This is a genomic window from Campylobacter subantarcticus LMG 24377, from assembly GCF_000816305.1.
GTDB classification, from domain to species: domain Bacteria; phylum Campylobacterota; class Campylobacteria; order Campylobacterales; family Campylobacteraceae; genus Campylobacter_D; species Campylobacter_D subantarcticus.
In genome coordinates this window covers 440745-466361 of record NZ_CP007773.1, presented here as the reverse complement: position 1 = coordinate 466361, position 25617 = coordinate 440745, and the positions used below count along the sequence as shown (strand labels likewise).

Here is a 25617-nt window from a genome sequence, read left to right as displayed (position 1 = left end):
TTAAAAATTATTTACAAAGCTATATTATAATTTCAAAAATTTGACAAAAAAGCGTTTTTTTGAATAAAATCTCGTATTCATTTTAAATACTACATTTTCTACATTTTAGAGGATATATGGAAAATACTAAAGAAAAAAAACACCAAAGAACACACATTCCAGTGGAAGGTTATAAAATTGAAGATTTGAAGTTACTTGACTTAGAAAGCTTAGTTAAAATTGCCAATGAAGCAGAAATAGAAAATCCAAGAGAATTTAGAAGACAAGATCTTATTTTTGAAATTTTAAAAGCACAAACTAAAAAGGGTGGCTTTATACTTTTCACCGGAATTTTAGAAATTTCACCAGATGGCTATGGATTCTTACGCGGAATGGATTCTAATTTAAGTGATAGCGTAAACGATGCGTATGTATCAAACTCGCAAATTAGAAAATTTGCCTTACGTGTAGGAGATATTGTTACAGGTCAAGTTAGAGAACCTAAAGATCAAGAAAAATACTACGCTTTATTAAAAATCGAAGCAATTAACTACCTTCCTTTAAAAGAAGCCAGAGAAAGACCCTTATTTGATAATCTTACTCCGATTTTTCCAACCGAGAAAATCAAATTAGAATATGATCCTTTAAAACTCACTGGTAGAATGCTTGACTTATTTGCCCCTATAGGAAAAGGTCAAAGAAGCTTGATTGTAGCACCTCCAAGAACCGGTAAAACCGAGCTAATGAAAGAACTAGCAACTGCCATTGCTAAAAACCATCCTGAAGCTCACTTAATCGTACTTTTAGTAGATGAGCGTCCTGAAGAAGTTACAGACATGCAAAGATGTGTTAAAGGTGAAGTTTTTAGCTCTACTTTCGACCTACCTGCTTATAATCATGTTCGCGTAGCAGAACTTGTAATAGAAAAAGCAAAAAGGATGGTAGAAACAGGTAAAGATGTGGTTATATTGCTTGATTCCATTACAAGATTAGCAAGAGCTTACAACACCGCCACACCAAGTAGCGGTAAAGTTTTAAGTGGTGGGGTTGATGCAAATGCACTACATAAACCAAAACGCTTTTTTGGTGCAGCTAGAAATATAGAACATGGAGGCTCACTAACCATCATAGCAACTGCTTTGATAGAAACTGGATCAAGAATGGATGAAGTTATTTTTGAAGAATTTAAAGGTACAGGAAATAGTGAAATCGTTCTTGATAGAAATATTTCAGATAGAAGAATTTATCCTGCAATTAACATTATAAAATCTGGTACTAGAAAAGAAGAATTGCTCCAAGGTGTCGAAAAACTGCAAAAAATTTGGGCGATTAGATCAGCTATATCTCAAATGGATGATATTGAAGCATTAAAATTTTTATACTCAAAAATGCTCAAAACTAAAAGCAATGAAGAATTGCTCTCTATTATGAATGAGTAATAATGTTGCAAGCACTTGCTGTTAAATACAGACCCAAAAATTTTAATGAGCTTGTAGGACAAAACACAGTTTCTACAAGCTTAAAATATGCACTTGAAAATAATCGCTTGGCACATGCTTATTTGTTTTCAGGACTACGAGGGAGTGGTAAAACATCGAGTGCAAGAATTTTTTCAAGAGCCTTAGTGTGTGAACAAGGACCAAGTGCTAATCCATGTGGAGAATGTTCTCAGTGCCTAGCTTCACTTAATGGATCCAATATTGACATTATAGAAATGGATGCTGCAAGCCACAGAAGCTTGGAAGATATCCAAGAATTAATAGAACAAGTAAAATATGCTCCATCACTAGCTAGATTTAAAATTTTTATTATTGATGAAGTGCATATGCTTACTCCACAAGCAGCAAACGCCCTACTTAAAACTCTAGAAGAACCTCCAAGCTATGTTAAATTTATACTTGCAACAACCGATCCTTTAAAGCTACCTGCAACGGTTCTTTCAAGAACACAGCATTTTAGATTTAAGCAAATTTCTACTCATGATATCTTAAATCATTTAGAATGGATTTTAGAAAAAGAAAATATCGACTATGAAAAAGAAGCTTTAAAACTCATAGCAAGAAGCGGAAATGGATCTTTAAGAGATACTCTAACTTTATTAGATCAAGCCATAGTATATTGTCAAAATGATATACAAACACAAAAAATCACTACAATGCTAGGCTTTTTAGATCCAGCTAAGATTGAAGAATTTTATCAAGCTATCTTGACCAATGAGAAAGATAAAGTTCTTGAATTTTTAAAAGATTTTGAAGACTATGAGGCAAGCAATGTAATAGATGAAATGATATTTTTTCTAAAAGAAGCATTTTTTGCCAAAAACAATTTATTTTCTATGTTAATTTATGAAAGATTTTTTAGAATACTTTCACGTGCTAAGACCATGCTGCATTCTAGTGATAATGATAGTTTTGTACTTTGCGTTATGGCTTTTATGTTAATAGAAGCAACCTATCTAAAAAGCATTGATGAGGCTATCGATACAAGTGATAGTCTAAAACCATACGATATATCAAAAAATATACAACAACAAAATTTACCTTCAGCACAAACTGCCAAAGATGAAAAATTCAATCCATACGAAAGCTTATTAAAGGCTATCTATAAAAGAGATTATGATTTGGCTGAAGTTTTTAAAAAAACCACACAATTTATCTCTTTTGAGGATGATATTTTAAATATTAGCTCACATGCTCAAGATGAAGATAGAAAAATTCTAAATAATGGATTTAAACTAATCAAAACTCTACTTCATGAACTTTTTGGAGAAAAAGCACAAATAAAAATTCAAAAAATAGAAACCATAGACACGCAAAAATTACAGGATATATTCAAAACCCCTATAAAGCAAGAAGTAAAAAGTACTCCAAATTTAAATGAACATTTTGAAAATTTTAAAAAAGATGCTAAAAAATACAATTCAAAAGATGAAACCAAAGAAGCTCTTGACAAGCTCTTTGGAACCCCATCTATTCAAAATTAAAAATTACCATTTACAGAAATGTAAAATCTTCTTCCCTCTTCTATACGGTTATAAGTATTTACCCAAACATCTTTGTCTTTGTTTTTATAAGATTCCCACGAATCATCAAATTTTTTATCAAACAAATTATAAATAGATGCATTTATACTCCATTTTTTGTTAATATCATAACGCATACCTACAGAAGTTAAGAATACATCTTTATAATATTCTCTATTAATATTATCATCTCCCATATATCGATCAATTTGCCATTCACCTTTTATCCATGGAGTAAATTTATTAAATATATTATACGATGCTTTTAGCACAATATTGTGTTTTAAATCTCCATCTTCTGGTTTGCCTATAAGAGAACTTTGTGATGCTTCTTTAACTTCGCTATCAAGATAAGTATAAGCTAAATCTAGATTTAAATGTTCTATAGGAGTAATCCCTACTCCAAGCTCTATACCTTTATATTCAACCTCTCCATGGTTAGTAGCCTTCATACATTTATCAGCATTACACGATCCAATATTGGATATATTCTCACCTTGTTTAAAACTTGAACTAGAAATTTTATCTTTAAAGTTAGTTAAAAATCCAGTTGCTGAAATATAAAATAATTCATTATTGTAAATAGCAGCTAACTCATAATTTGTAGAAGTTTCTTCTTTCAAGTCAGGATTTCCATAAATAGGAAATTTTCCTTGTCCAGCATAGTTATAAGTTCCAGAAATAAGTCTATTTGCATATGGGGTTTTAAAACCTGTTGAAACACCGCCTTTTAAAGTAAGCTCATTTGTAGGATTATAAACTAAATAAGCTCTTGGTGAAATATTATTTCCAAAAATTTCATGATGGTTATATCTTGCACCAAAGGTAAATCTTAAGTCATCTCTTATACTATACTCATCTTCTGCATAAAAGGCTAACAAATATTGATCAAAATTAGTAGGATTAGCTATTTTATCTTGCATTTTTTCAAGTCTATATTCACCACCAACACTTAAAATATGACTTTGACCTAAAGGTATAACCGCTTTTGTGTCTACAATAATATCTTCAGCAACTATATCTCTATTTTGTCCCAAAAATGGTTGACTTACTTGGCCAACTACCTCTCGCCCATCATTACTTACACGGTTATACTGCAAGGTAGAAGTAATCGAAAAGTCTTCATAAACACCCTCATGGCTTAAATAAGTAACTAACTTATCTACCTGCATAGTATCCGTATAACCACCTGTCAAAGAACCATCGTATTTATCAGTTGGTTTAGTTAATGTTCCTAACTGTCCTTTTTTATTATCATAGTGGTTTCTTGAAAAATCGATATCAAATATCAAGGTATTATAATCATCTATTAAATAATTTAACCTAGTTCCTAAGTTAAAATTATTAGCTTTTGTTGGACTTTGAGCTTGATCTCCTGGCACTCTTTGACCACTACCATTTGTATATTCTACATTAGACTGCTCTCTATAAAATTCTCTAAAACGCAAAGTCAAACCTAAACGATCATCCATCAATGGACCACTAGAATATATACTAGCTCCAAAAGTATTTCCCCAATCACTATGTGTATTAAAAATACCGTCTAAACTTACAGAAGTTTCCCATTTATCACTTACTTTTTTAGTGATGATATTTACAACCCCACCCAAAGCTTCAGATCCATATAAAGTACTCATAGGTCCTTTTATCACTTCTATTCTTTCTATGCTAGAAATTGGTGGTAAAAATGAATTAGTTATCTCATTAAAACCATTAGGTCCTACTTCTCCACCAATTCCTTGACGACGTCCATCGATTAACACCAGAGTATATCCGGTAATACCTCTCATGGTAATATTATATGAACCAGTTTTGCCTTTACTAGCAAATAAATCCACTCCAGGAATATCTGCAATAACTTCAGCAACATCTCTATAAGGTTTACTTTCTAACTCTTTTTTACTAATCACATTTATAGTAGTAGGGGCTTCTTTAATATCTTGAGAAAATCCCGAAGCACTTACTATAGAGCTATCTAATAAAACTTCTTGTGATAAGGCACTTGAAACTAAAAGACTAGCAACACAAAACGATAAACAATATTTTTTCATTATTTCCTTTCTCAATAAATAAAATTTTCCAAAATTGAAATATTATGATAATAATTATTAATTCAAAATAAATTTTATTATATCAATTATGATAATTGTTATTAATAAAAAGTTTAATTTTTAGTAATATAATTACAAAAAATTATATTCAAGTGAGGTTGTATGGAATTTCTAAAAACTTATATCGACTTAATTATTTTTGTTGTTTTGGGGATAATGGCGTTTATTGCTATATGGTGCACAATTGAACGCATTTTATTTTTTAGAAAAATCAATTTTGGTAATTATCCATGCCAAGAAAAATTTGATGATGCAATCAGTGAAAATCTCACTATACTTTATATCATTTACACCAATGCTCCTTATGTAGGACTTTTAGGAACTGTAGTAGGGATTATGATTACATTTTACGACATGGGTACAAGTGGAAACATTGATGTTAAATCTATTGTGATAGGTTTATCATTAGCGTTAAAAGCTACAGCATTAGGGATTTTAGTTGCCATTCCTTCACTGATGGCCTACAATGGACTACTAAGAAAAATATCAACCTTGAGTAATGCATATCGTATTTTTAAGGGTAAAAATGCTTAAATTGCCAAAAAATGAAGGTTTAAATATTATTCCTTTTATAGATATAATGCTTGTTTTACTCGCAATTGTGCTAAGCATATCCACTTTTATTGCACATGGTGAAATCAAAATCAATCTACCCCAAAGTGAAAATTCAAATTCCGTAAACAAAAATAAAGACAAAATAAATATTTTAATTGATAAAGAAAATAAATTTTACATCGATGGAAAATCAACTTCCTTAGAAGAAATAAAAGCAAAATTTGATACTATAGACTCTAAAACATTAGTAGAATTAAAAAGTGATAAAGAAGCAAAATTTGAAAGTTTTGTAAAAATCATTGATATTTTAAAAAATAAAAATCATGAAAATTTTCAAATTTTAACAGAGCATAAAAGATGAGAACATTTTTAGCTAGCCACAAAAGTCAGTCTTTTTTTATCACATTATTTCTTTTTATGCCTTTATTTTTTGTATTGATTTATTCTAAAAATTTTATGCATATAGAACATGGTATGCCAAAAGAAGATAAAATTAATATAGCTATCAAGCAGTTTATACAGGCATCTCAAGTCACAAAACCAACACAAAAAACTATACAAGAGCCGCTCAAACCCATTGAAACAAAAAAGGAAAAGCCCATTGCTAAACCCAAAAAAATAGTCCAAAATATACAACCAAAACCAACAACTTTACCAAAAGAAAACACAACCCTCAAACAAGAAACAACACAGCATGCCATAACAAGCAATAATCATGAAAACATATCCTTAAGTGGCAACAATAATGAATTATTAAAAGAAGTTAAGCAAGCTATAGATAAGGCTTTAATCTACCCAAGACAAGCCAAAAAAATGCGTATGAGCGGCGAAGTCCTATTGGAATTTACATGGACAAAAGACAAAAATTTATTAGACTTAAAAATACTTAAATCATCAAAATATAAATTACTAAACGAAAGTGCTTTAGAAACCATACGTATTGCATCTAAAAATTTTCCACAATATGATAAAACTTACCGTATCAAAATACCGCTCATTTATAAAATAAACTAAGCAAAATTTGCTTAGTTTATTTTATAAGTTGATGACCTTTATAGATACCATAAATTCTATAATCTCCATTTTTCAACATCAAAACCACAGGGTACTCCTCCTCATACCCTTGTTCCATTCCAGGACTACCCTGAGGCATACCAGGAGCAGAAACACCTATAACATCTTGAGGTTTGTTTTTCAAAAGCCAAGCAACAGCATCTTCTGGCACATGACCTTCTATCGCATAACCCTCAATCACACCTGTATGGCAACTTTGATACATAGGTTGAATATTCATCTTTTCTTTTACTTTTAAAAAATCATCACTCTTATGCACTTGAACTTGATAACCTTTAACTTTCATATAATCAGCCCAAAGATCACAACATCCACATGTAGGACTCTCATAAACATTTAATACTTTACTACTAGCCAACATTGATAATGAACTTAACGCAAGCGCAAGAACAATCTTTCTCATACATCCTCCATATTTTACACGCCACTATATAAATATAGCCACTTAATATTACACAAATACTAATTATACAATTTTAAAGCAAACTGTTATTTTAATCTATCTAAAAATGAAACAAATATAAAAATAAACCTAAAAAAACTTGTTTCAAATTGCATATAATTTAAACACCATCAATTTCTACTCTAAAATATTAATTAACACATTTTTTCTAAAAATTAAAAATCCTAGCACCAATCTCTCCAATAGCCAAACTATATCTAAACTTATTTAAAAAAATTATCACAACTCGATAAACTTTACAAATACAAACCAATAAAACAACTACACTACTAATCCCAAACACTATATCTATAACTTGAAAGTTTGTAAGCTATCAATTTAAATTCAAACTAAAAACTAATCTATAAAAATCTTCAATTACAAATACCAATAATAGTCATAATAATATCAACAAACAAAACAGCATTATTTAGACTAATCAAAGAATACAAAAACACTATTATTGTTAAACTCTATAGATTATAATTATTACTAAAACCGCTGCATCACAAAAACTCACTCATATAAATATCAACATATTTTATTTATATATAAAAATAAAAGAATATTATAAAATAATTTCATAATCTAACCTTATACAAACCAAATACATATTTTACCAATTAATATCTTTTTAAATTTTTATTTCCATATACCAATTTAAGTACATTAGTAAGCTACAACTAAATTTTCAAACCCAACCCACTAATCAATCATTATAATAATTCAATCATATCAACACAACCTAAAAACTATAAAAAATAATTAAAAACTACACTTCTCCCATAAACCATTAATAAATCATAACTATACTAATTGCCTTAATAATCTACTTTCTTATATTAATCAACAATCCCCTAAGTCTATTAATGATAAAAGAAAAACAATGCCTTAAATAAATAAAAACATCTATAATAATCTAACCAAATAACCAAGTAGCCAACTAATATACTAATTTTATAATACACACTCCAAGCAAAAAATATAAAACTACAATTTCAACTAAAAACACATAAAAGCAAATTTAGTAAATCAATAAAAAAGATATACACAATTAAAAATTAAAACAAGGTGCCATAAATTATTAAAATAATTTAATACAATCTACAAAGCACCACCAACTAAACCAACTAAACCAACTAAACCAACTAAACCAACTAAACCAACTAAACCAACTAAACCAACTAAACCAACTAATCAAACTAATCCACCACAAGCAATAAAAACTAAACCACTAAACACCAAAAAACTATAAATAATTCATGATCGCACCATAAAAGAAATAAAAGAAATAAAAGAAATAAAAGAAATAAAAGAAATAAAAGAAATAAAAGAAATAAAAGAAATAAAAGAAATAAAAGAAATAAAAGAAATAAAAGAAATCTACTTTTCACAACTATCTCTTAAAAGCTCTTTATTATAATTAATCACTTTCCTAGAAAGATATTCATTACATAAAAACCATAAAGAAATAAATTATAAAACTATAAAAACTATCACTAATTAAAAAAGTAAAGAATAAACTAATTAAGGATTTATCTAAGTAATAAGTAAGAATAATAAGAGAATTAACAAGTCCGCAATGAGCTACTTTCCCCATGCCAGTAAGGCGTAGTATCATCACCCACGATGTGCTTAGCTTCTTGGTTCGGGATGGAGCAAGGCGTCTCCACATCTGTATAATCACGGACATTGTTATTTAAATATTCTATTTAAACTTTATACTATTTTTATCAAGAATACTTAAAAAACAATGTTAAGAGCAAGTTCTAATATAAACTTTACTTGTAAGATTTTATAAACTAAAAATATAATTTTTATACAAACATTTCATATAAAAATATTCAAAGCTTTATTAAAAACCTTAACAAGGAAGTGATGCTTAAATAAGATAAGCCAAACGCTCTATTAGTACTGGTCAGCTAAAGGACTTTCATCCATTACACACCCAGCCTATCAAACTAGTAGTCTTCTAGAGAGCTTAGAGAAGATTCATCTTAGAGTTGGCTTCACGCTTAGATGCTTTCAGCGTTTATCCGTTCCAAACTTAGCTACGCTGCGATGCTCTTGGCAGAACAACAGCTACACCAGTGGTTTGTTCAACCCGGTCCTCTCGTACTAGGGTCAAATCTCTTCAATCTTCTTACGCCCACGGCAGATAGGGACCGAACTGTCTCACGACGTTCTGAACCCAGCTCGCGTACCGCTTTAAATGGCGAACAGCCATACCCTTGGGACCTGCTCCAGCCCCAGGATGCGATGAGCCGACATCGAGGTGCCAAACCTCCCCGTCGATGTGAGCTCTTGGGGGAGATCAGCCTGTTATCCCCGGGGTACCTTTTATCCTTTGAGCGATGGCCCTTCCACACAGAACCACCGGATCACTAAGACCGACTTTCGTCTCTGCTTGACTTGTATGTCTTGCAGTTAAGCTGGCTTATACCTTTATACTCTACGAACGATTTCCAACCGTTCTGAGCCAACCTTTGTAAGCCTCCGTTATTATTTGGGAGGCGACCGCCCCAGTCAAACTACCCACCAGACATTGTCCCACTTGAGGATAACTCAAGCTGGTTAGCTACCCAAATAAGAAAGAGTGGTATCTCAACAACGGCTCATAATAAACTGGCGTCTATTACTCAAAGCCTCCCACCTATCCTGCACATTCTTATCCAAATAGCAGTGTCAAGCTGTAGTAAAGGTCCACGGGGTCTTTCCGTCTTGCCGCGGGTAGGAGGAATTTTCACCTCCACTACAATTTCACTGGATCCCTCTTTGAGACAGCTCCCATCTCGTTACGCCATTCATGCAGGTCGGTATTTAACCGACAAGGAATTTCGCTACCTTAGGACCGTTATAGTTACGGCCGCCGTTTACTCGGGCTTCGATCAAGAGCTTCGCTAATGCTAACCCCATCAATTAACCTTCGAGCACCGGGCAGGCGTCACACCCTATACATCCTCTTACGAGTTAGCAGAGTGCTGTGTTTTTGGTAAACAGTCGGGAGGGACTCTTTGTTGTAAGTTTCTTCGCTTTCGGAGTAAATCCTAATACGAAGCGAACCACACCTTATACCGAAGATACGGTGCTATTTTGCAGAGTTCCTTAAAGAGAGTTCTTCCACGCGCCTTAGAATACTCATCCCACCCACCTGTGTCGGTTTACGGTACGGGCAACATTAGCTAAACTTAGAAACTTTTCTTGGCTCGACGGCATCAGCAATTCTCCTCGCTGTCCGAAGACTTTGAAGAGCCTTTCAGTTCTTAGAGTATTGTTATACGGATTTGCCTATATAACCTCCTACTACCTTAGACTAGCACTTCCATCCGCTAGCTTGCTTAGCCCTAAGCGTCCTTCCATCGCACACTAATGTTGGTATTGGAATATTAACCAATTTGCCATCGTCTACCCCTTTCGGACTCGACTTAGGACCCGACTAACCCTACGATGACGAGCATCGCGTAGGAAACCTTGGGTTTACGGCGTTAATGATTCTCACATTAATTATCGCTACTCATGCCTGCATGCTCACTTCTATTCGCTCCAGCACTCCTTACCGGTATACCTTCGGCGCAAATAGAACGCTCTCCTACCACTTGATAAAATCAAGTCTACAGCTTCGGTACTTACTTTAGCCCCGTTATATTTTCCGCGCAAAATCACTAGACCAGTGAGCTATTACGCTTTCTTTAAAGGATGGCTGCTTCTAAGCCAACCTCCTGGTTGTTTAAGTAACTTCACATCGTTTTCCACTTAAGTAAGATTTAGGGACCTTAGCTGGTAGTCTGGGTTGTTTCCCTCTTGACGACGGATTTTATCACTCGCCGCCTGACTGCTGTGATTACATATAAGGTATTCGGAGTTTGATAGGGTTTGGTACATTGGTGTATGCCCTAGCCCATTCAGTGCTCTACCCCCTTATACTACGACACAACGCTATACCTAAATATATTTCGGAGAGAACCAGCTATCACGAAGTTTGATTGGCCTTTCACCCCTATCCACAAGTCATCCGGGGGCTTTTCAACGCCTATCGGTTCAGTCCTCCACTAGTTCTTACACTAGCTTCAACTTGCTCATGGATAGATCACTTCGTTTCGGGTCTGCAGCATCTGACTTAAGCGCCCTATTCAGACTCGCTTTCGCTACGGCTTCGCGTGTGCTTAACCTTGCCAGACACCACAACTCGCAGGCTCATTATGCAAAAGGCAGTCCATCACACTGTATTGCTACATAGTGCTCTGAATGATTGTAAGCAAATGGTTTCAGGTTCTATTTCACTCTGATCACCTCAGTTCTTTTCACCTTTCCCTCACGGTACTTGTGCACTATCGGTCTGGTAGTAGTATTTAGGGTTGGATCGTGGTCGACCCAGCTTCAGACAGGATTCCTCGTGCCCCGCCCTACTCAGGATACTGCTAGCTAAGGTTTGGTTTTCGTATACGGGACTATCACCCTCTATGGCTACACTTTCCAGAGTGTTCTACTAACCTTACCTATTGCACATTGCAGTCCTACAACCCCCAGTGCAAGCACTGGGTTTGCCCTCTTGCGCTTTCGCTCGCCGCTACTGACGCAATCTCTATTGATTTCTTTTCCTGTAGGTACTAAGATGTTTCAATTCCCTACGTTCGCTCCATTATGGTAGTATATATCTCTATATACTGGGTTGCCCCATTCGGAAATCTACGGATCAAAGCTTCTTGACAGCTCCCCGTAGCTTATCGCAGTCTAGTACGTCCTTCATCGCCTTTACCAGCCAAGGCATCCACCATTCGCTCTTAATAGCTTACCTTTTTAAATTCATTCTAAAACGCATCACTTCCTTGTTAAAGTTTTTATGATAAGACTTTACTATCTTAAGACGGAAAGCATTTAAACACTTAACAAAACTAAAAAACATTAGTCTAATAAGCTGTGAGTTTAAAACTTGTCTTTAACTAAAAGCTAAAGAAAAGATAGTTAGGTTTTATCCTTTAACAAGTCCTGTAAAATTGTTTTTATTAAAACTTGCTTGTGACTCTTAACAATGATAATTCAAATAACGTTAAATAAACAATAACCAATAAAATATTTTAAATAATTATCATAAAAAATAAATCATATGTTTATGTTTTATTTATATAGGTCTTAAAACCTAAAGGAAGTATATATCAAGAGTTTAAATAATTTAAAAATATAATAAATAAAGTAAAATGCTTTATATTCTTATTTTATTTAGCTATATACTTACTTTAAGTTTTAAAACTTTATTTATGATTGATAAACAAATCTTTTTATGGTGGGCCTAACAAGACTTGAACTTGTGACCTCACCCTTATCAGGGGTGCACTCTAACCAGCTGAGCTATAGGCCCTTAATAAATGGTGGAGAATAGCGGGATCGAACCGCTGACCTCCTGCGTGCAAAGCAGGCGCTCTCCCAGCTGAGCTAATTCCCCAAAATTAGCTTTTCATCAATCTTTGAAATCTAAACAAGGATGATTGAGTTTATATGAACTGATAGTTGTGAGACTTATCAGTTTGTACTCTAGAAAGGAGGTGATCCAACCGCAGGTTCTCCTACGGTTACCTTGTTACGACTTCACCCCAGTCGCTGATTCCACTGTGGACGGTAACTAGTTTAGTATTCCGGCTTCGAGTGAAATCAACTCCCATGGTGTGACGGGCGGTGAGTACAAGACCCGGGAACGTATTCACCGTAGCATGGCTGATCTACGATTACTAGCGATTCCGGCTTCATGCTCTCGAGTTGCAGAGAACAATCCGAACTGGGACATATTTTATAGATTTGCTCCACCTCGCGGTATTGCGTCTCATTGTATATGCCATTGTAGCACGTGTGTCGCCCTGGGCATAAGGGCCATGATGACTTGACGTCGTCCACACCTTCCTCCTCCTTACGAAGGCAGTCTATTTAGAGTGCTCGGCCGAACCGTTAGCAACTAAATACGTGGGTTGCGCTCGTTGCGGGACTTAACCCAACATCTCACGACACGAGCTGACGACAGCCGTGCAGCACCTGTCTCTAAGTTCTAGCAAGCTAGCACCCTCATATCTCTATAAGGTTCTTAGGATATCAAGCCCAGGTAAGGTTCTTCGCGTATCTTCGAATTAAACCACATGCTCCACCGCTTGTGCGGGTCCCCGTCTATTCCTTTGAGTTTTAATCTTGCGACCGTACTCCCCAGGCGGTACACTTAATGCGTTAGCTGCATTACTGAGATGACTAGCACCCCAACAACTAGTGTACATCGTTTAGGGCGTGGACTACCAGGGTATCTAATCCTGTTTGCTCCCCACGCTTTCGCGCCTTAGCGTCAGTTAAGTTCCAGCAGATCGCCTTCGCAATGGGTATTCTTGGTGATATCTACGGATTTTACCCCTACACCACCAATTCCATCTGCCTCTCCCTCACTCTAGACTACCAGTTTCCCAAGCAGTTCAACGGTTAAGCCGTTGGATTTCACAAGAGACTTGATAATCCGCCTACGCGCCCTTTACGCCCAGTGATTCCGAGTAACGCTTGCACCCTCCGTATTACCGCGGCTGCTGGCACGGAGTTAGCCGGTGCTTATTCCTTAGGTACCGTCAGAATTCTTCCCTAAGAAAAGGAGTTTACGCTCCGAAAAGTGTCATCCTCCACGCGGCGTTGCTGCGTCAGGGTTTCCCCCATTGCGCAATATTCCCTACTGCTGCCTCCCGTAGGAGTCTGGACCGTGTCTCAGTTCCAGTGTGACTGATCATCCTCTCAGACCAGTTAAGCGTCATAGCCTTGGTGAGCCATTACCTCACCAACTAGCTGATACTATATAGTCTCATCCTACACCGAAAAAACTTTCCCTACTCAACTTGTGTTAAGCAGGAGTATAGAGTATTAGCAGTCGTTTCCAACTGTTGTCCTCTTGTGTAGGGCAGATTAACTATACCTTACTCACCCGTGCGCCACTAATCCACTTCTAGCAAGCTAAAAGCTTCATCGTTCGACTTGCATGTATTAGGCACGCCGCCAGCGTTCACTCTGAGCCAGGATCAAACTCTCCATAAAAAATAATTGGATAAGTTTAATCTTTTTCTTCAAAGAAAAAGTATTTTAAAGATTAAAAAATAATCTTTTATTTTAATTGAAGATTTACATTAAAGTAAATCTCTGGCTCAATCGATCACTTATTTAGATTTCAAAGATTGACTATAAGATTTGATTAACAATATTAATAATTTAAAGAACAAATACTAAAAAATTAAGACGAAAAATCTTAGCTTTTTTTAAAACCCTTTCATTTAAAAAGGAAATGAAATTATAGCAACAAAAGCTTAAAATTTTATTAAATGAAAAAAGAAAATGAAAGTAAAAAAGAAATTTATAGAAAGAGAAAGGAGAATTTATAAATATAGAATAATAGATATAAAAGAATATAAAAGAACTAAAATGTATTAATATAGAGTGTATGAAGTAAAGTGTGTTTAAAAAAAAAAGGGGGGGGGGTTATTGAGAAAAGATAGAATAGGTTTTATAGGTGTGTATTATGGCGTAGAAAGGTTGGAGAATAGAATATATATATATATATAAATATTGATGGTTTATAATATGTGGTAGTTATAATAACAAGAAAAATACACTAAAGGCTTATAAAGCCTTTAGTGTAAAAATTATTTTTGTCCTATATAGATGAAGTGTTGTATTTTATTGTAAGTATTAGAGTAGTATATAAATTCAACAATCACGAAATGCTTAATAAGGATTAATAAAACTTATTAATCCTTGTAAATATACATATAAAATATTAATCAATAATCTAACAATTCAACATTAACATGTTTATTATCATCACTAAGCTGCACTCTATAATATAAACTTAACTCTTCCATACCATTTCCATTAACAATAATTTTATATTTATCTTTTAGTTCTCGTCCTAATAAATTTTTTAATAAATTAGAAGGTGCTTTTATCTCATCAGGTGTATTTGGGAAATTTGCCTTAATGTCTACTTGGCAATGTTTATATTTATATTTAACATTTTCTTCTTGAGTTCTGAAATTTAAAAAATCAACTTTGACATTTTTCAAATATTCTTTATATTTATTTGCTAATTCATTTGTATTTACACCAAAATTTCCAACTCCAGTAAGATTTAAACTTTCTACATAGATACTTTCAAATTTTTCCTTAGTTAATTCTTCTAAAAGTTTTAATGCTACTTTATCATCACATTTTGGTGTTGTATCATAACAAGCACTAAAGAAAAAACAAACATTATGCTAATTAATATTTTTATTATTTTCATTAAAACTCCTTATTTGTTCTATAGCATTTAAAATTTTATGATTATATTTATTATTTTCGCCAATAAAAATTTTTAAGAATTCAATTCCAAAATGAGATGGGAAAATAAAATAACAAGAATTTTTATTATAAGAAAAATTCTTGGTTAATGTTTTAATACCTATTGAAATTTCATTTTTATTTGTTGATGCTTCTCCAATAGCTACTTCAAATAAATCATCTTTAAAAATAATCTCAAAAGGATATTTTTTACTTTCCATAAAAGGCTTTATATTTTCAGCATTCACACATTATCCTCTGCTAAAATTTCATCAAGAATATTATTAATTTTTTCTATATTTTGATTTCTAAGACTTACTCCAACCATAAACAAATCAGCTATCCACAGTCCATGACCTCCATAGTAAAAGAATATATATAATAAACCTATTAAAGGATCATAAGGATTCATATTTAAGAAAAACGAAACAACGATAGCTATTATTGTAAATATAAGTCTAAATAAACCAATTTTAAAATGCCCTATAGCAAATCTAGCAACGCCTAATGCACCAAATATAAAATTATAAAGCCAAAAAACCTTTGTTGGATTTAAAATTTTTGTATTTGATAATTTAAGCGCAACTTCATTTAATTGTGTATTATTTAGTTTTTCAAACTTCAATTTTAATTCTTCATTAGAAATTTTAGGTTTTTCAAATTTTATGTACCAATTTGTAAACCAATGATATTTTCTTGGAAGTTTGTTCTCTATTGAATAATACAAATCTAAACCAACCATTTTAATCCTTTTTATTTTAATTTTCATAATTTGATTTTGAATTATTTTACAACATAACTTAATATATATTTAATATTTCAATTATTTTATTATTTTTTATTGAATATTTCTATTATTTTTAATAAAGAAAAAACTTTATACAATTTATTTTTTGCAATTTAAGGATATAAGTTTGAAGAAAACAAAGCGAGATACGGCATATGAATTAGATATTGATGTTAGCACTTTATATAATTGGAGAAAATATAAACCAAATTTATATCGCATAGTAATGCTTGGTTTTAAATATAATAGTCTTTTAGAATATCATAAAAAACATATGAAAATTTACTGAACATTGAAGACGAAATTTTAGAAGAAATAGAAAAATTTAAATAGGCATTTATAATTATTAACATAATTTATTTTCAATGATTGATATTCTTAATTATTATCTATATTTTATTACGCAACAAAATAAGTCTTTGTTATTTATTTTTTAATAAATTCACACTTAATAAAACAATAAAACTAAAAATTAAAAGTATGAGACTATAAATATGGGCTGTGGCAAAATCTAAATTTTCCATACTTTCATATATAGCAATACTAGCTACTTTTGTTTCTCCACTTAAAGAACCACCTATCATTAATACTATGCCAAACTCACCCATAGTATGTGCAAAACTTATAACCAATGCACTTAACATAGCTAGCTTAATATGAGGTAAAACCACTTTAAAAAGAGTTATTAGAGAATTTTTTCCTAAAGAAAAACTCGCTTCAATAACATTTTTCGAAATTAATGTCATGGAAGTATATAAAGGATTAAACATAAAAGGTAGTGAGTAAATACAACTTGCTATAACCAATCCCTCGAAAGTAAAAGCCAAAGCAATATCAAAATGCTTTTCTAAAAATTCACCTAAAAAAGAATATTTTGAAAATAAAATCAACAAGTAAAAACCAACAACAGATGGTGGTAAAACCAAAGGTAAAGTTATAATTGTTTCTAAAATTTTTTTTGTTCTAAAGTGTTTAAAAGCAAAAATCCAAGCAAGCGGCACACAAAAACAAAATAAAATAACACAGGTAATAATAGAAAGCTTAATTGAAACTAAAAAAGGAGTCCAATCAATATTTTGAAATAGTTGTAGCATTGTCAAAGCTTCGTTCTCAAGCCAAAAAAGGCTTAAGATTATTTTCCTAAAGTTGGCTGCATTTCAATGATCTTCCAAGGGAGTCCTTGAGTGTTTAACTCATCCATAAAAGGCTTAGCGTCAAATTCTTCCATATTAAATACGCCTTTACCTTGCCAAAATCCTTTCGCAATTAACTTTGTGCCTATCATTGCAGGAACTCCGGTGGTGTAACTCACAGCTTGCGCACCAGTTTCTTTAAAGCATTCTTCATGATTACAAACATTATAAATATATACTTGTTTATCTTTTCCATCTTTTACACCACGTATTACACAACCTATGTTTGTATAACCCTTAGTACGAGGTCCTAAACTAGCAGGATCAGGAAGTAAGGTTTTTAAAAATTCTATTGGTATTATTTCTTTGCCTTGATGCATAACAGGTTTAATGCCCAGCATACCAACATTTTCAAGACATTTCATATGAGTTAAATAACTTTGCCCAAAAGTCATAAAAAATCTAATTCTTTTTAAACCCTTAATATTTTTCACTAGACTTTCAAGTTCTTCATGATAAAGCAAATAGCTATCTTTAACTCCTACTTCAGGATAATCCCACTCCATTTTTATTTCCATAGGCTCAGTTTCTATCCACTTACCTTCTTGCCAATAACGCCCTTTTGCTGAAACTTCTCTTAAGTTGATTTCAGGATTGAAATTAGTTGCAAACGCATAACCATGATCCCCTGCATTACAATCTAATATATCAATATAGTGAATTTCATCAAATAAATTTTGCTGCGCATAAGCACAAAAAACATTGGTCACACCAGGATCAAATCCACTACCTAATAGCCCTAAAATTCCTGCTTCCTTAAATTTTTCGTTTTTTGCCCATTGTTCTCTGTATTCAAATTTAGCTAAATCAGGGTGTTCATAATTTGCGGTATCTACATAATGAATATTAGTTTGAATACACGCATCCATTAAAGTTAAGTCTTGATAAGGTAAAGCCACATTTAGTAAAATTTCAGCCTTTGTTTTTTTGATAAGCTCAACCACAGCGGCAGTATCATCTGCATCAATTTGCTCGGTGTGAATTTCTACACCTAAGCGTTCTTTGATAAATGCAGCTATTTCATCACACTTGCTTTTAGTTCTACTTGCTAGAGTTATTTTACTAAAAACATCGCTACTCATTGCGCATTTTACAGTTGCAACGCGACTTACACCACCTGCACCTATAATTAAAAGATTTTTCATTAGCCTTCCTCAATTTTTTTTGAAAATTGTAGCAAAAAAACTTTATAAAGCATTGAAATTCAATTATAAAAATCTTTTTATAATCTTTTTTTAAAATAAAACAAGTAAAATGATGCTTTTTTAAATTCTTTAAGGATACTTATGAATTTACAAAGTGTAGAACTATCTTATCCTATTATTATTACTTTTATTACCTATGCATTTTTAATGCTTTTTATAGGTTTTTATTTTTACAAAAAAAATCAAAATAGCAAAGATTATTTTGTCGGAAATGCCTCTATGGGACCTGTTGTTTCAGCTTTAAGCGCTGGTGCTTCTGATATGAGTAGTTGGCTATTAATGGCCTTTCCTGGTGCATTATATGCAGCTGGTCTTGGACAAATATACATTGCTATAGGCTTGACTTTTGGAATGTTTTTAAATTGGACCTTTATCGCTAAAAGACTAAAAATCTTCTCACAAATTACCAAAGACTGCATTACAATACCTGATTTCTTTGAAAGTCGTTTTCATGATAACAAACATATCTTAAGAAGTGTATGTTCGATCGTGATTTTAGTGTTTTTTACAATTTATATTAGCGCTGGATTAGTAAGCGGTGCTAAACTTTTTGAAAGTGTATTTAATTTGCCTTATCTTTATGCTCTAAGTATTGGATTTTTAGTGATTGTTTTATATACTTTTTTAGGAGGATATAAAGCTGTTTGCTGGACTGATATGATACAAGGGCTTTTAATGATGGGTTCTTTGGTAATCATTCCTTTTGTGATGATTTTTGAACTAGGTGGTTTTGGCGAAGCATTTTCTACTATACATGATGTTAAGCCACAAGCCTTTGGACTAGATGGTGGTGGTTGGTTAGTGGTAGTTTCAACTCTAGCATGGGGGCTTGGATATTTTGGCCAACCTCATATATTAATTCGTTTTATCTCTATAAAAAATGTAAAAGAAATTCCTACTGCAACTTTCATTGGGATAACCTGGATGGTAATATCCTTAGCAGGAGCTGCAATGATAGGTTTTTTAGGTATTGCTTATATAGCAAAGTTTAACCTTAATCTAAATGACCCTGAAAGAATATTTATCGTAATGTCTCAAGTGCTTTTTAATCCTTGGGTAGCAGGAATTTTACTCAGTGCTATTTTGGCCGCCATTATGAGCACAGCTAGTTCTCAACTGCTAGTGTGTGCATCTACTTTAGTGCAAGATTTTTACACACAAATTTTAAAAAGAAAAACAAGCGATAAAAACATTACCTTATTCTCTCGCATGGGTGTTTTGGTTGTTGCTTGTGTAGCCTTTGTGCTTTCGCTTGATACACAAAGTCAAATTTTAGGTATTGTTTCATATGCATGGGCGGGTTTTGGAGCTAGTTTTGGAAGTGTTATTTTATTTGCACTATTTTACAAAAACATGAGCAAAGAAGGTGCTATAGCGGGTATGATTAGTGGGGCTTTAACTGTTATATTATATAAACATTTTGGCTCAAATTTCATAGCAGTTTATGAAATCATTCCTGGATTTTTAGTTGCGAGCTGTTTTATTGTAATCTTTAGCACTATTTTTAAAGCAAGTAAACAGAGTGTCTGTCACTATGAAAAAATGCTAAAAGAAATCTAAAATGTTTAGATCTTTTTTTTACTCCAAAAAATGGGCATTGTGGGCTTATATAGGTTTGTTTTTTTTATTAGCCTCTTTACTTGCGCAAACTTCTATTAATGTTGCTATTAATGAATGGTATAAAGATTTTTATGATGTTTTACAAGATGCCAAAAATCACAATATTAACGATTTTTATTATTTTATTAAGCAGTTTTTATATTTAGCTTTGCCTTATGTTTTCATTGCAACCATCACGCAATATTTTGGTAGCATTTACGCCTTTAAATGGCGCGAAGCAATGACTTTTGATTATATCAAATTTTGGCAAAAAAAAGATGATAACATAGAAGGTAGCTCACAAAGAATTCAAGAAGATATTTACAATTTCTCAAAAATTATAGAAAGCTTAGGATTGGCTTTTGTTAAAGCTATAATGACTTTGATTGCTTTTGTGCCTATTTTATGGATGCTAAGTGCACATGTCCATCTACCTATCTTAAAAGATATCAGTGGTTCTTTAGTATGGATAGCTTTTTTAGTATCTTTAGGAGGGCTTATTGTGTCATGGTTTGTTGGTATTAAGCTCCCTGGGCTTGAATATAATAATCAAAAAGCAGAAGCTGCCTTTAGAAAAGAACTAGTATTTGCAGAAGATGATAGAAAAAATTATGCTAGCGACGAAAGCATCTTGAGTTTATTTACTGGACTTAAAGTTAATTATAAAAGATTATTTTTACACTATGGATATTTTAATGTGTGGCTATATTTATTTGAACAATTTATGGTTATAGTGCCTTTTTTAATCATGGCTCCAAGCTTATTTTTAGGTCTTATACAACTTGGAATTATCATACAAGTTGGAAATGCCTTTGATCAAGTTAGATCTTCATTTAGCATTTTCATCACCAACTGGACTACCATAACTCAGTTACGTAGTATTTATAAACGTTTAGATGAATTTGAAAAAAATATAGAATATAGAAAAAATAAATTAATTTAAAATATACCGTTTATTTTAAGCTAATTTTATAGTTTTGATTTGATATAATTTTGCGAAAAATTTTATTAAAGGAGTTTTTTTGGACCCCAGTCAATCTTTAGACTTAAATCAAACATTACCTACAGTTGTGTCAATTGATGTAGGCTATTCTGCTTTTATGATTCTTGTTGCACTAGCATTAGTGCTTTTAAACGGCTTCTTTGTTCTTTCTGAATTTGCTATTGTCAAAGTTCGTAGATCAAAACTAGAAGAAATGATAAAAGAAAAAAAACGCAATGCTAAAAAAGCTTTAGAAGTTACCTCTAAACTTGACACTTATCTAAGTGCATGTCAGCTTGGTATCACGTTAAGTTCTCTTGCTCTTGGTTGGATAGGTGAACCCGCTATTGCCAAACTTCTTGAAGTGCCTTTGGTAAATTTAGGTTTAAGTTCCACGTTAACGCATACCATTGCATTTATCATTGCATTTGCTATTATCACTTTACTGCATGTTGTATTAGGCGAGCTTGTACCAAAAAGTATTGCAATCACTATTGCAGATAAAGCCGTACTATGGATAGCAAGACCTTTACACTTATTCTGGTTACTTTTCTTGCCATTTATAAAGACATTCGACTTCTTAGCGGCTAATTCTTTAAAAATCATTGGTATCAAACCTGCAAAAGAACATGAATTAAGTCACTCTGAAGAAGAAATTAAATTCATCGCAAGTGAAAGTCAAAAAGGCGGCGTATTGGATGAATTTGAAACAGAAATCATTCGCAATGCAGTTGATTTTTCAGACACTGTTGCAAAAGAAATCATGACTCCAAGAAAAGATATGATATGTCTTAATAAGCAAAAAAGTTATGAAGAAAATATGCAAATTGTCTGTCAACACAAGCATACTCGTTTTCCATACATAGATGGATCAAAAGATATTATTTTAGGTATGGTACACATTAGAGATATTATGCAAAATGAACTAAGTAAAAACAAGAAAAAACTAGATGATTTCTTGATCAAAATGATCTTGGTTCCAGAAAACATTAGTATTTCAAAAGTTCTTTTTATGATGAATAAAGAGCAAGTACACACTGCGTTAGTTGTTGATGAATACGGTGGAACAGCAGGTCTTTTAACCATGGAAGATATCATGGAGGAGATTGTTGGTGATATCAATGATGAACATGATGATTCTAGTCCACACTTTAAAAAACTTGCAGAAAATATTTATGAATTTCAAGGAAGATATGAAATTAGCGAAGTTGAAGAATTGCTCAATATACGTTATGATGAAGATTTAGAGCAAGTTACTATAGGTGGATATGTATTTAATCTTCTTGGTCGTCTTCCAGTAGTTGGAGATAGAATAGAAGATGAATTTTGCCACTATGAAGTTAAAAAAATGGATGGCAATAGTATAGAACGTATCAAAGTAGTACGTAAAAGCACTGAAGAGGAAGAGTAAAAACTCTTCTTCATTCTAATATAATTTTCTCACGCACTTATTCAAACTTATTCAAACTTATTCAAACTTATTCAAACTTATTCAAACTTATTCAAACTTATTCAAACTTATTCAAACTTATTCAAACTTATTCAAACTTATTCAAACTTATTCAAACTTATCTAAATTAAAAACTACCCCAGAAATTGTGAATATTATTTTTCTATAAAACTACATAATTTTACAAGAGAGTTATTAGCAAAACATAAAATATGAAATACAAAATAAAATAGAAAGAAAAATAAAAAACAAGATGAGCTGTAAAAGCTCATCTTTATGAAATCAACCGTTTCTTTTTTTGATAATTTCTTCAGAAACATTCTTAGGAACTTCATCATAATGATCGAATTCCATAGAGTAAGTAGCACGACCTTGGGTTTGGCTTCTAAGATCAGTTGAATATCCAAACATTTCAGCCAATGGACAAAATGCTGTGATGATTTTATTACCACCTCTTTCATCCATTGAGTTAACCTGGCCACGACGTTTATTTAAATCACCAATAACATCTCCCATATACTCTTCAGGAGTTTCAACTTCAACTTTCATCATAGGTTCTAAGATCACTGCGCCTGCTTTTCTAGCACCTTCTTTAAAGCCCATAGAAGCCGCAAGTTTAAATGCCATTTCAGAAGAATCCACTTCGTGGTAACTTCCATCATAAACTGTTACTTTAACATCTTCAACAGGATAACCCGCTAAAACACCGTTTTGCAATGCTTCTTGTACACCTTTATCAACCGCTGGAATATATTCTTTTGGAATTACCCCACCTTTGATATCATTTACAAACTCATAACCACTACCTGGCTCAAGTGGCTCAAGTCTTAAGAATACATGACCATACTGACCACGACCACCTGATTGTTTAGCGTATTTGTATTCTTGATCAACTGTTTTTCTAATAGTTTCACGGTAAGCAACTTGAGGTTGTCCAACTTCAGCTTCAACCTTAAATTCTCTAAGCATACGATCAACAATAATTTCTAAATGAAGCTCACCCATACCTGAAATAATAGTTTGACCACTTTCCTCATCTGTAGAAACTCTAAAGCTTGGATCTTCTTGTGCTAATTTATTTAAAGCAATAGACATTTTTTCTTGATCTGCTTTTGTTTTAGGTTCAACAGCAACTGAAATAACAGGATCTGGAAAGTCCATTCTCTCTAAAATAACCTTATCTTTTTCACTTACTAAAGTATCACCAGTTAATGTATCTTTAAGACCAACAACTGCTCCGATTTCACCAGCATATAAAGTTTTAATCTCTTCTCTTTTGTTAGAGTGCATTTTCAAAAGACGACCAATTCTTTCTTTTTTATCTTTAGTTGAATTGTATGCATAAGAACCACTTTCTAAACTTCCTCTATAAACACGAACGAAAGTTAATTGTCCGACAAAAGGGTCAGTCATGATTTTAAATGCAAGTCCTGCAAATTCACCATCATCGGTTGATTTTACAGAAACTTCTGTACCATCTTCATATTCACCTTTAATATTAGCTACTTCATCAGGAGCTGGCAAGTAAGCTACAACAGCATCAAGTAATGGTTGAACACCTTTATTTTTAAAAGCTGTACCACATAGCATTGGAACCATAGAAAGATTTAAACAACCTGCTTTGATACCTGCTTTAATTTCTTCTTGAGTAAGCTCTTCTCCACCTAAATATTTTTCCATTAATTCATCACTAGTTTCAGAAACCGCTTCTATCATTTTTATACGATATTCTTCAGCTTTTTCCATTAACTCAGCTGGAATTTCTTTTTCTACATAATCAGTTGGTTTATTTTCATCTTCCCATACTAAAGCTTTCATAGTGATAAGATCAATGACACCTTTGAAATTATCTTCAGCACCGATTGGAATTTGAAGTGGAACTGGATTACCTTTTAAACGATTTTTAATTTGCTCTTCTACGTTAAAGAAATTTGCACCAATTCTGTCCATTTTATTAACAAAAACAATTCTTGGAACACCATATTTATTAGCTTGTCTCCAAACAGTTTCTGATTGTGGTTGAACTCCACCTACTGAACAAAATACCGCAACAGCACCATCTAAAACACGCATTGATCTTTCAACTTCGATTGTAAAGTCAACGTGGCCTGGAGTGTCTATAAGGTTGATTTGGTGATTTTTCCAAAAACAAGTCGTAGCAGCAGAAGTAATTGTAATACCTCTTTCTTTTTCTTGTTCCATCCAGTCCATTGTAGCTGCACCATCATGCACCTCACCAATTTTATGACTCATACCCGTAAAGAAAAGAATTCTCTCACTAGTAGTTGTTTTACCTGCGTCAATGTGAGCTGCAATACCTATATTTCTAACTCTTTTTAAAGGAGTGCTTCTTGACATGTTTTACTCCTCTTACCAGCGATAATGAGCAAATGCTTTATTAGCTTCTGCCATTTTATAAGTATCTTCTTTCTTCTTGAATGAAGCACCTTTACTATTAGCTGCATCTAATAATTCAGCTGCTAATTTTTCAATCATAGTTCTTTCACTTCTTTTTCTAGCAAAAGAAATAATCCAACGAATAGCTAAAGCTTGTTGTCTAGCTGGGCGTACTTCAACTGGTACTTGATAAGTCGCTCCACCTACACGGCGAGATTTAACTTCCAATAAAGGTTTGATATTTTCAATAGCATCATTAAAAATTTCTATACCTTTTTTTTCTCCACCTTTTTTATCGATAGCTTCTAAAGCACCATACATAATAGTTGTTGCTGTACTTTTTTTACCATCATACATTAAAGAATTAATGAATTTTGTAATTACTTTATTTCCATAAATCGGATCAGGCAAGACTTCTCTTACCGGAGCTTTTCTTCTTCTCATATTTTTCCTTCAAATTTATAATTTTACTCAAACAAAATCAAATCTAACGGAT

Annotated in this window: 17 protein-coding genes, 2 tRNA genes, 3 rRNA genes and 1 pseudogene; 9 read left to right on the top strand and 14 right to left on the bottom strand. The window is 32.7% G+C overall.

The genetic code is table 11. The features are described from left to right. The first annotated feature begins 116 nt into the window (after window positions 1-116). Both rho and CSUB8523_RS02455 read left to right on the top strand, forming a co-directional pair. The gene (gene rho, locus CSUB8523_RS02460) at window positions 117-1418 is read left to right on the top strand and encodes a transcription termination factor Rho (RefSeq protein WP_039663099.1); all 1302 of its coding nucleotides are present in this window, start codon (window positions 117-119) and stop codon (window positions 1416-1418) included. A 2-nt stretch (window positions 1419-1420) separates the two neighbouring features. After that, on the top strand, window positions 1421-2962 hold the full coding sequence (locus CSUB8523_RS02455) for a DNA polymerase III subunit gamma/tau (protein WP_043019504.1): 1542 nt from the start codon (window positions 1421-1423) through the stop codon (window positions 2960-2962). On the opposite strand, the gene cfrA is transcribed toward CSUB8523_RS02455, so the two are convergent. Further along, complete coding sequence (cfrA, locus tag CSUB8523_RS02450; protein WP_043019503.1) at window positions 2959-5052, bottom strand: TonB-dependent ferric enterobactin receptor CfrA; 2094 nt, start codon at window positions 5050-5052, stop codon at window positions 2959-2961. The two genes, CSUB8523_RS02455 and cfrA, sit on opposite strands and share 4 nt — an antisense overlap. 162 nt (window positions 5053-5214) lie before the next feature. On the opposite strand from cfrA, the gene exbB reads away from it, so the two are divergent. From exbB to CSUB8523_RS02435, 3 genes are read left to right on the top strand one after another with little or no spacing between them, the layout of a single operon-like run. Next, window positions 5215-5646 (top strand): TonB-system energizer ExbB, encoded by a 432-nt coding sequence (gene exbB, locus CSUB8523_RS02445; protein ID WP_043019502.1) that lies wholly within the window; start codon window positions 5215-5217, stop codon window positions 5644-5646. Then, entirely contained in the window at window positions 5639-6028 is a 390-nt protein-coding gene (gene exbD, locus CSUB8523_RS02440; RefSeq protein ID WP_043019501.1) for a TonB system transport protein ExbD, read from the top strand. The genes exbB and exbD overlap by 8 nt, the downstream gene beginning before the upstream one ends. Then, the gene (locus tag CSUB8523_RS02435) at window positions 6025-6681 is read left to right on the top strand and encodes an energy transducer TonB family protein (protein ID WP_039663089.1); all 657 of its coding nucleotides are present in this window, start codon (window positions 6025-6027) and stop codon (window positions 6679-6681) included. Before exbD ends, CSUB8523_RS02435 begins: the two co-directional genes overlap by 4 nt. 16 nt (window positions 6682-6697) lie before the next feature. On the opposite strand, the gene CSUB8523_RS02430 is transcribed toward CSUB8523_RS02435, so the two are convergent. From CSUB8523_RS02430 to CSUB8523_RS02390, 9 genes are all read right to left on the bottom strand, one after another. After that, window positions 6698-7144, bottom strand: coding sequence for a DUF411 domain-containing protein (locus CSUB8523_RS02430; RefSeq protein WP_039663086.1), 447 nt, complete (start codon window positions 7142-7144; stop codon window positions 6698-6700). Window positions 7145-8757: 1613 nt separating this feature from the next. After that, window positions 8758-8874 (bottom strand): 5S ribosomal RNA (rrf, locus tag CSUB8523_RS02425). A 196-nt stretch (window positions 8875-9070) separates the two neighbouring features. Further along, window positions 9071-11978, bottom strand: a 23S ribosomal RNA gene (locus tag CSUB8523_RS02420). Window positions 11979-12462: 484 nt separating this feature from the next. Continuing rightward, window positions 12463-12539: transfer RNA gene (locus CSUB8523_RS02415), tRNA-Ile, on the bottom strand. A gap of 8 nt (window positions 12540-12547) precedes the next feature. Continuing rightward, window positions 12548-12623, bottom strand: a tRNA-Ala gene (locus CSUB8523_RS02410). A 93-nt stretch (window positions 12624-12716) separates the two neighbouring features. After that, window positions 12717-14230 (bottom strand): 16S ribosomal RNA (locus CSUB8523_RS02405). The 16S, 23S and 5S rRNA genes sit together here with 2 tRNA genes alongside, the layout of an rRNA operon. Window positions 14231-14970: 740 nt before the next feature. Further along, complete coding sequence (locus CSUB8523_RS02400; protein WP_039663084.1) at window positions 14971-15252, bottom strand: hypothetical protein; 282 nt, start codon at window positions 15250-15252, stop codon at window positions 14971-14973. A gap of 192 nt (window positions 15253-15444) precedes the next feature. Continuing rightward, window positions 15445-15756: a hypothetical protein gene (locus tag CSUB8523_RS02395; protein WP_039663082.1), complete on the bottom strand. Its 312-nt coding sequence runs from the start codon at window positions 15754-15756 to the stop codon at window positions 15445-15447. After that, a complete protein-coding gene (locus tag CSUB8523_RS02390) occupies window positions 15753-16250 on the bottom strand; it encodes a hypothetical protein (RefSeq protein WP_052242973.1) in 498 nt (165 codons plus the stop codon). The genes CSUB8523_RS02395 and CSUB8523_RS02390 overlap by 4 nt, the downstream gene beginning before the upstream one ends. Window positions 16251-16422: 172 nt before the next feature. Between CSUB8523_RS02390 and CSUB8523_RS02385 the strand changes: the two are divergent. Continuing rightward, window positions 16423-16628: pseudogene (locus CSUB8523_RS02385) on the top strand (transcriptional regulator). Window positions 16629-16717: 89 nt separating this feature from the next. Here the strand turns inward: CSUB8523_RS02385 and modB are convergent. Continuing rightward, window positions 16718-17389 (bottom strand): molybdate ABC transporter permease subunit, encoded by a 672-nt coding sequence (gene modB / locus CSUB8523_RS02380; RefSeq protein ID WP_039663080.1) that lies wholly within the window; start codon window positions 17387-17389, stop codon window positions 16718-16720. A gap of 38 nt (window positions 17390-17427) precedes the next feature. Beyond that, a complete protein-coding gene (locus tag CSUB8523_RS02375) occupies window positions 17428-18633 on the bottom strand; it encodes a saccharopine dehydrogenase family protein (RefSeq protein WP_043019500.1) in 1206 nt (401 codons plus the stop codon). Window positions 18634-18774: 141 nt separating this feature from the next. Between CSUB8523_RS02375 and putP the strand changes: the two genes are divergently transcribed. From putP to CSUB8523_RS02360, 3 genes are all read left to right on the top strand, one after another. Beyond that, on the top strand, window positions 18775-20253 hold the full coding sequence (gene putP / locus CSUB8523_RS02370) for a sodium/proline symporter PutP (protein WP_043019499.1): 1479 nt from the start codon (window positions 18775-18777) through the stop codon (window positions 20251-20253). Between the two features lies 1 nt (window position 20254). Then, window positions 20255-21235 carry a putative transporter gene (locus CSUB8523_RS02365; RefSeq protein ID WP_039663074.1) on the top strand — a complete coding sequence of 327 codons (981 nt, stop codon included), beginning with the start codon at window positions 20255-20257 and terminating at the stop codon, window positions 21233-21235. A 79-nt stretch (window positions 21236-21314) separates the two neighbouring features. Then, on the top strand, window positions 21315-22685 hold the full coding sequence (locus tag CSUB8523_RS02360; protein ID WP_043019498.1) for a hemolysin family protein: 1371 nt from the start codon (window positions 21315-21317) through the stop codon (window positions 22683-22685). Between the two features lie 321 nt (window positions 22686-23006). Here CSUB8523_RS02360 and fusA read toward each other — a convergent pair whose 3' ends face one another. Both fusA and rpsG read right to left on the bottom strand, forming a co-directional pair. Continuing rightward, window positions 23007-25082: an elongation factor G gene (gene fusA / locus CSUB8523_RS02355; RefSeq protein ID WP_039663069.1), complete on the bottom strand. Its 2076-nt coding sequence runs from the start codon at window positions 25080-25082 to the stop codon at window positions 23007-23009. A 12-nt stretch (window positions 25083-25094) separates the two neighbouring features. Continuing rightward, complete coding sequence (rpsG, locus tag CSUB8523_RS02350; protein ID WP_012661188.1) at window positions 25095-25565, bottom strand: 30S ribosomal protein S7; 471 nt, start codon at window positions 25563-25565, stop codon at window positions 25095-25097. Window positions 25566-25617 lie beyond the last annotated feature (52 nt).

Bases quoted from the DNA above. Each gene is read 5' to 3' on its own strand.
- rho (WP_039663099.1), top strand. From the start codon at position 117: ATGGAAAATACTAAAGAAAAAAAACACCAAAGAACACACATTCCAGTG.
- CSUB8523_RS02455 (WP_043019504.1), top strand. From the start codon at position 1,421: ATGTTGCAAGCACTTGCTGTTAAATACAGACCCAAAAATTTTAATGAG.
- cfrA (WP_043019503.1), bottom strand. From the start codon at position 5,052: ATGAAAAAATATTGTTTATCGTTTTGTGTTGCTAGTCTTTTAGTTTCA.
- exbB (WP_043019502.1), top strand. From the start codon at position 5,215: ATGGAATTTCTAAAAACTTATATCGACTTAATTATTTTTGTTGTTTTG.
- exbD (WP_043019501.1), top strand. From the start codon at position 5,639: ATGCTTAAATTGCCAAAAAATGAAGGTTTAAATATTATTCCTTTTATA.
- CSUB8523_RS02435 (WP_039663089.1), top strand. From the start codon at position 6,025: ATGAGAACATTTTTAGCTAGCCACAAAAGTCAGTCTTTTTTTATCACA.
- CSUB8523_RS02430 (WP_039663086.1), bottom strand. From the start codon at position 7,144: ATGAGAAAGATTGTTCTTGCGCTTGCGTTAAGTTCATTATCAATGTTG.
- CSUB8523_RS02390 (WP_052242973.1), bottom strand. From the start codon at position 16,250: ATGGTTGGTTTAGATTTGTATTATTCAATAGAGAACAAACTTCCAAGA.
- modB (WP_039663080.1), bottom strand. From the start codon at position 17,389: ATGCTACAACTATTTCAAAATATTGATTGGACTCCTTTTTTAGTTTCA.
- CSUB8523_RS02375 (WP_043019500.1), bottom strand. From the start codon at position 18,633: ATGAAAAATCTTTTAATTATAGGTGCAGGTGGTGTAAGTCGCGTTGCA.
- putP (WP_043019499.1), top strand. From the start codon at position 18,775: ATGAATTTACAAAGTGTAGAACTATCTTATCCTATTATTATTACTTTT.
- CSUB8523_RS02365 (WP_039663074.1), top strand. From the start codon at position 20,255: ATGTTTAGATCTTTTTTTTACTCCAAAAAATGGGCATTGTGGGCTTAT.
- fusA (WP_039663069.1), bottom strand. From the start codon at position 25,082: ATGTCAAGAAGCACTCCTTTAAAAAGAGTTAGAAATATAGGTATTGCA.
- rpsG (WP_012661188.1), bottom strand. From the start codon at position 25,565: ATGAGAAGAAGAAAAGCTCCGGTAAGAGAAGTCTTGCCTGATCCGATT.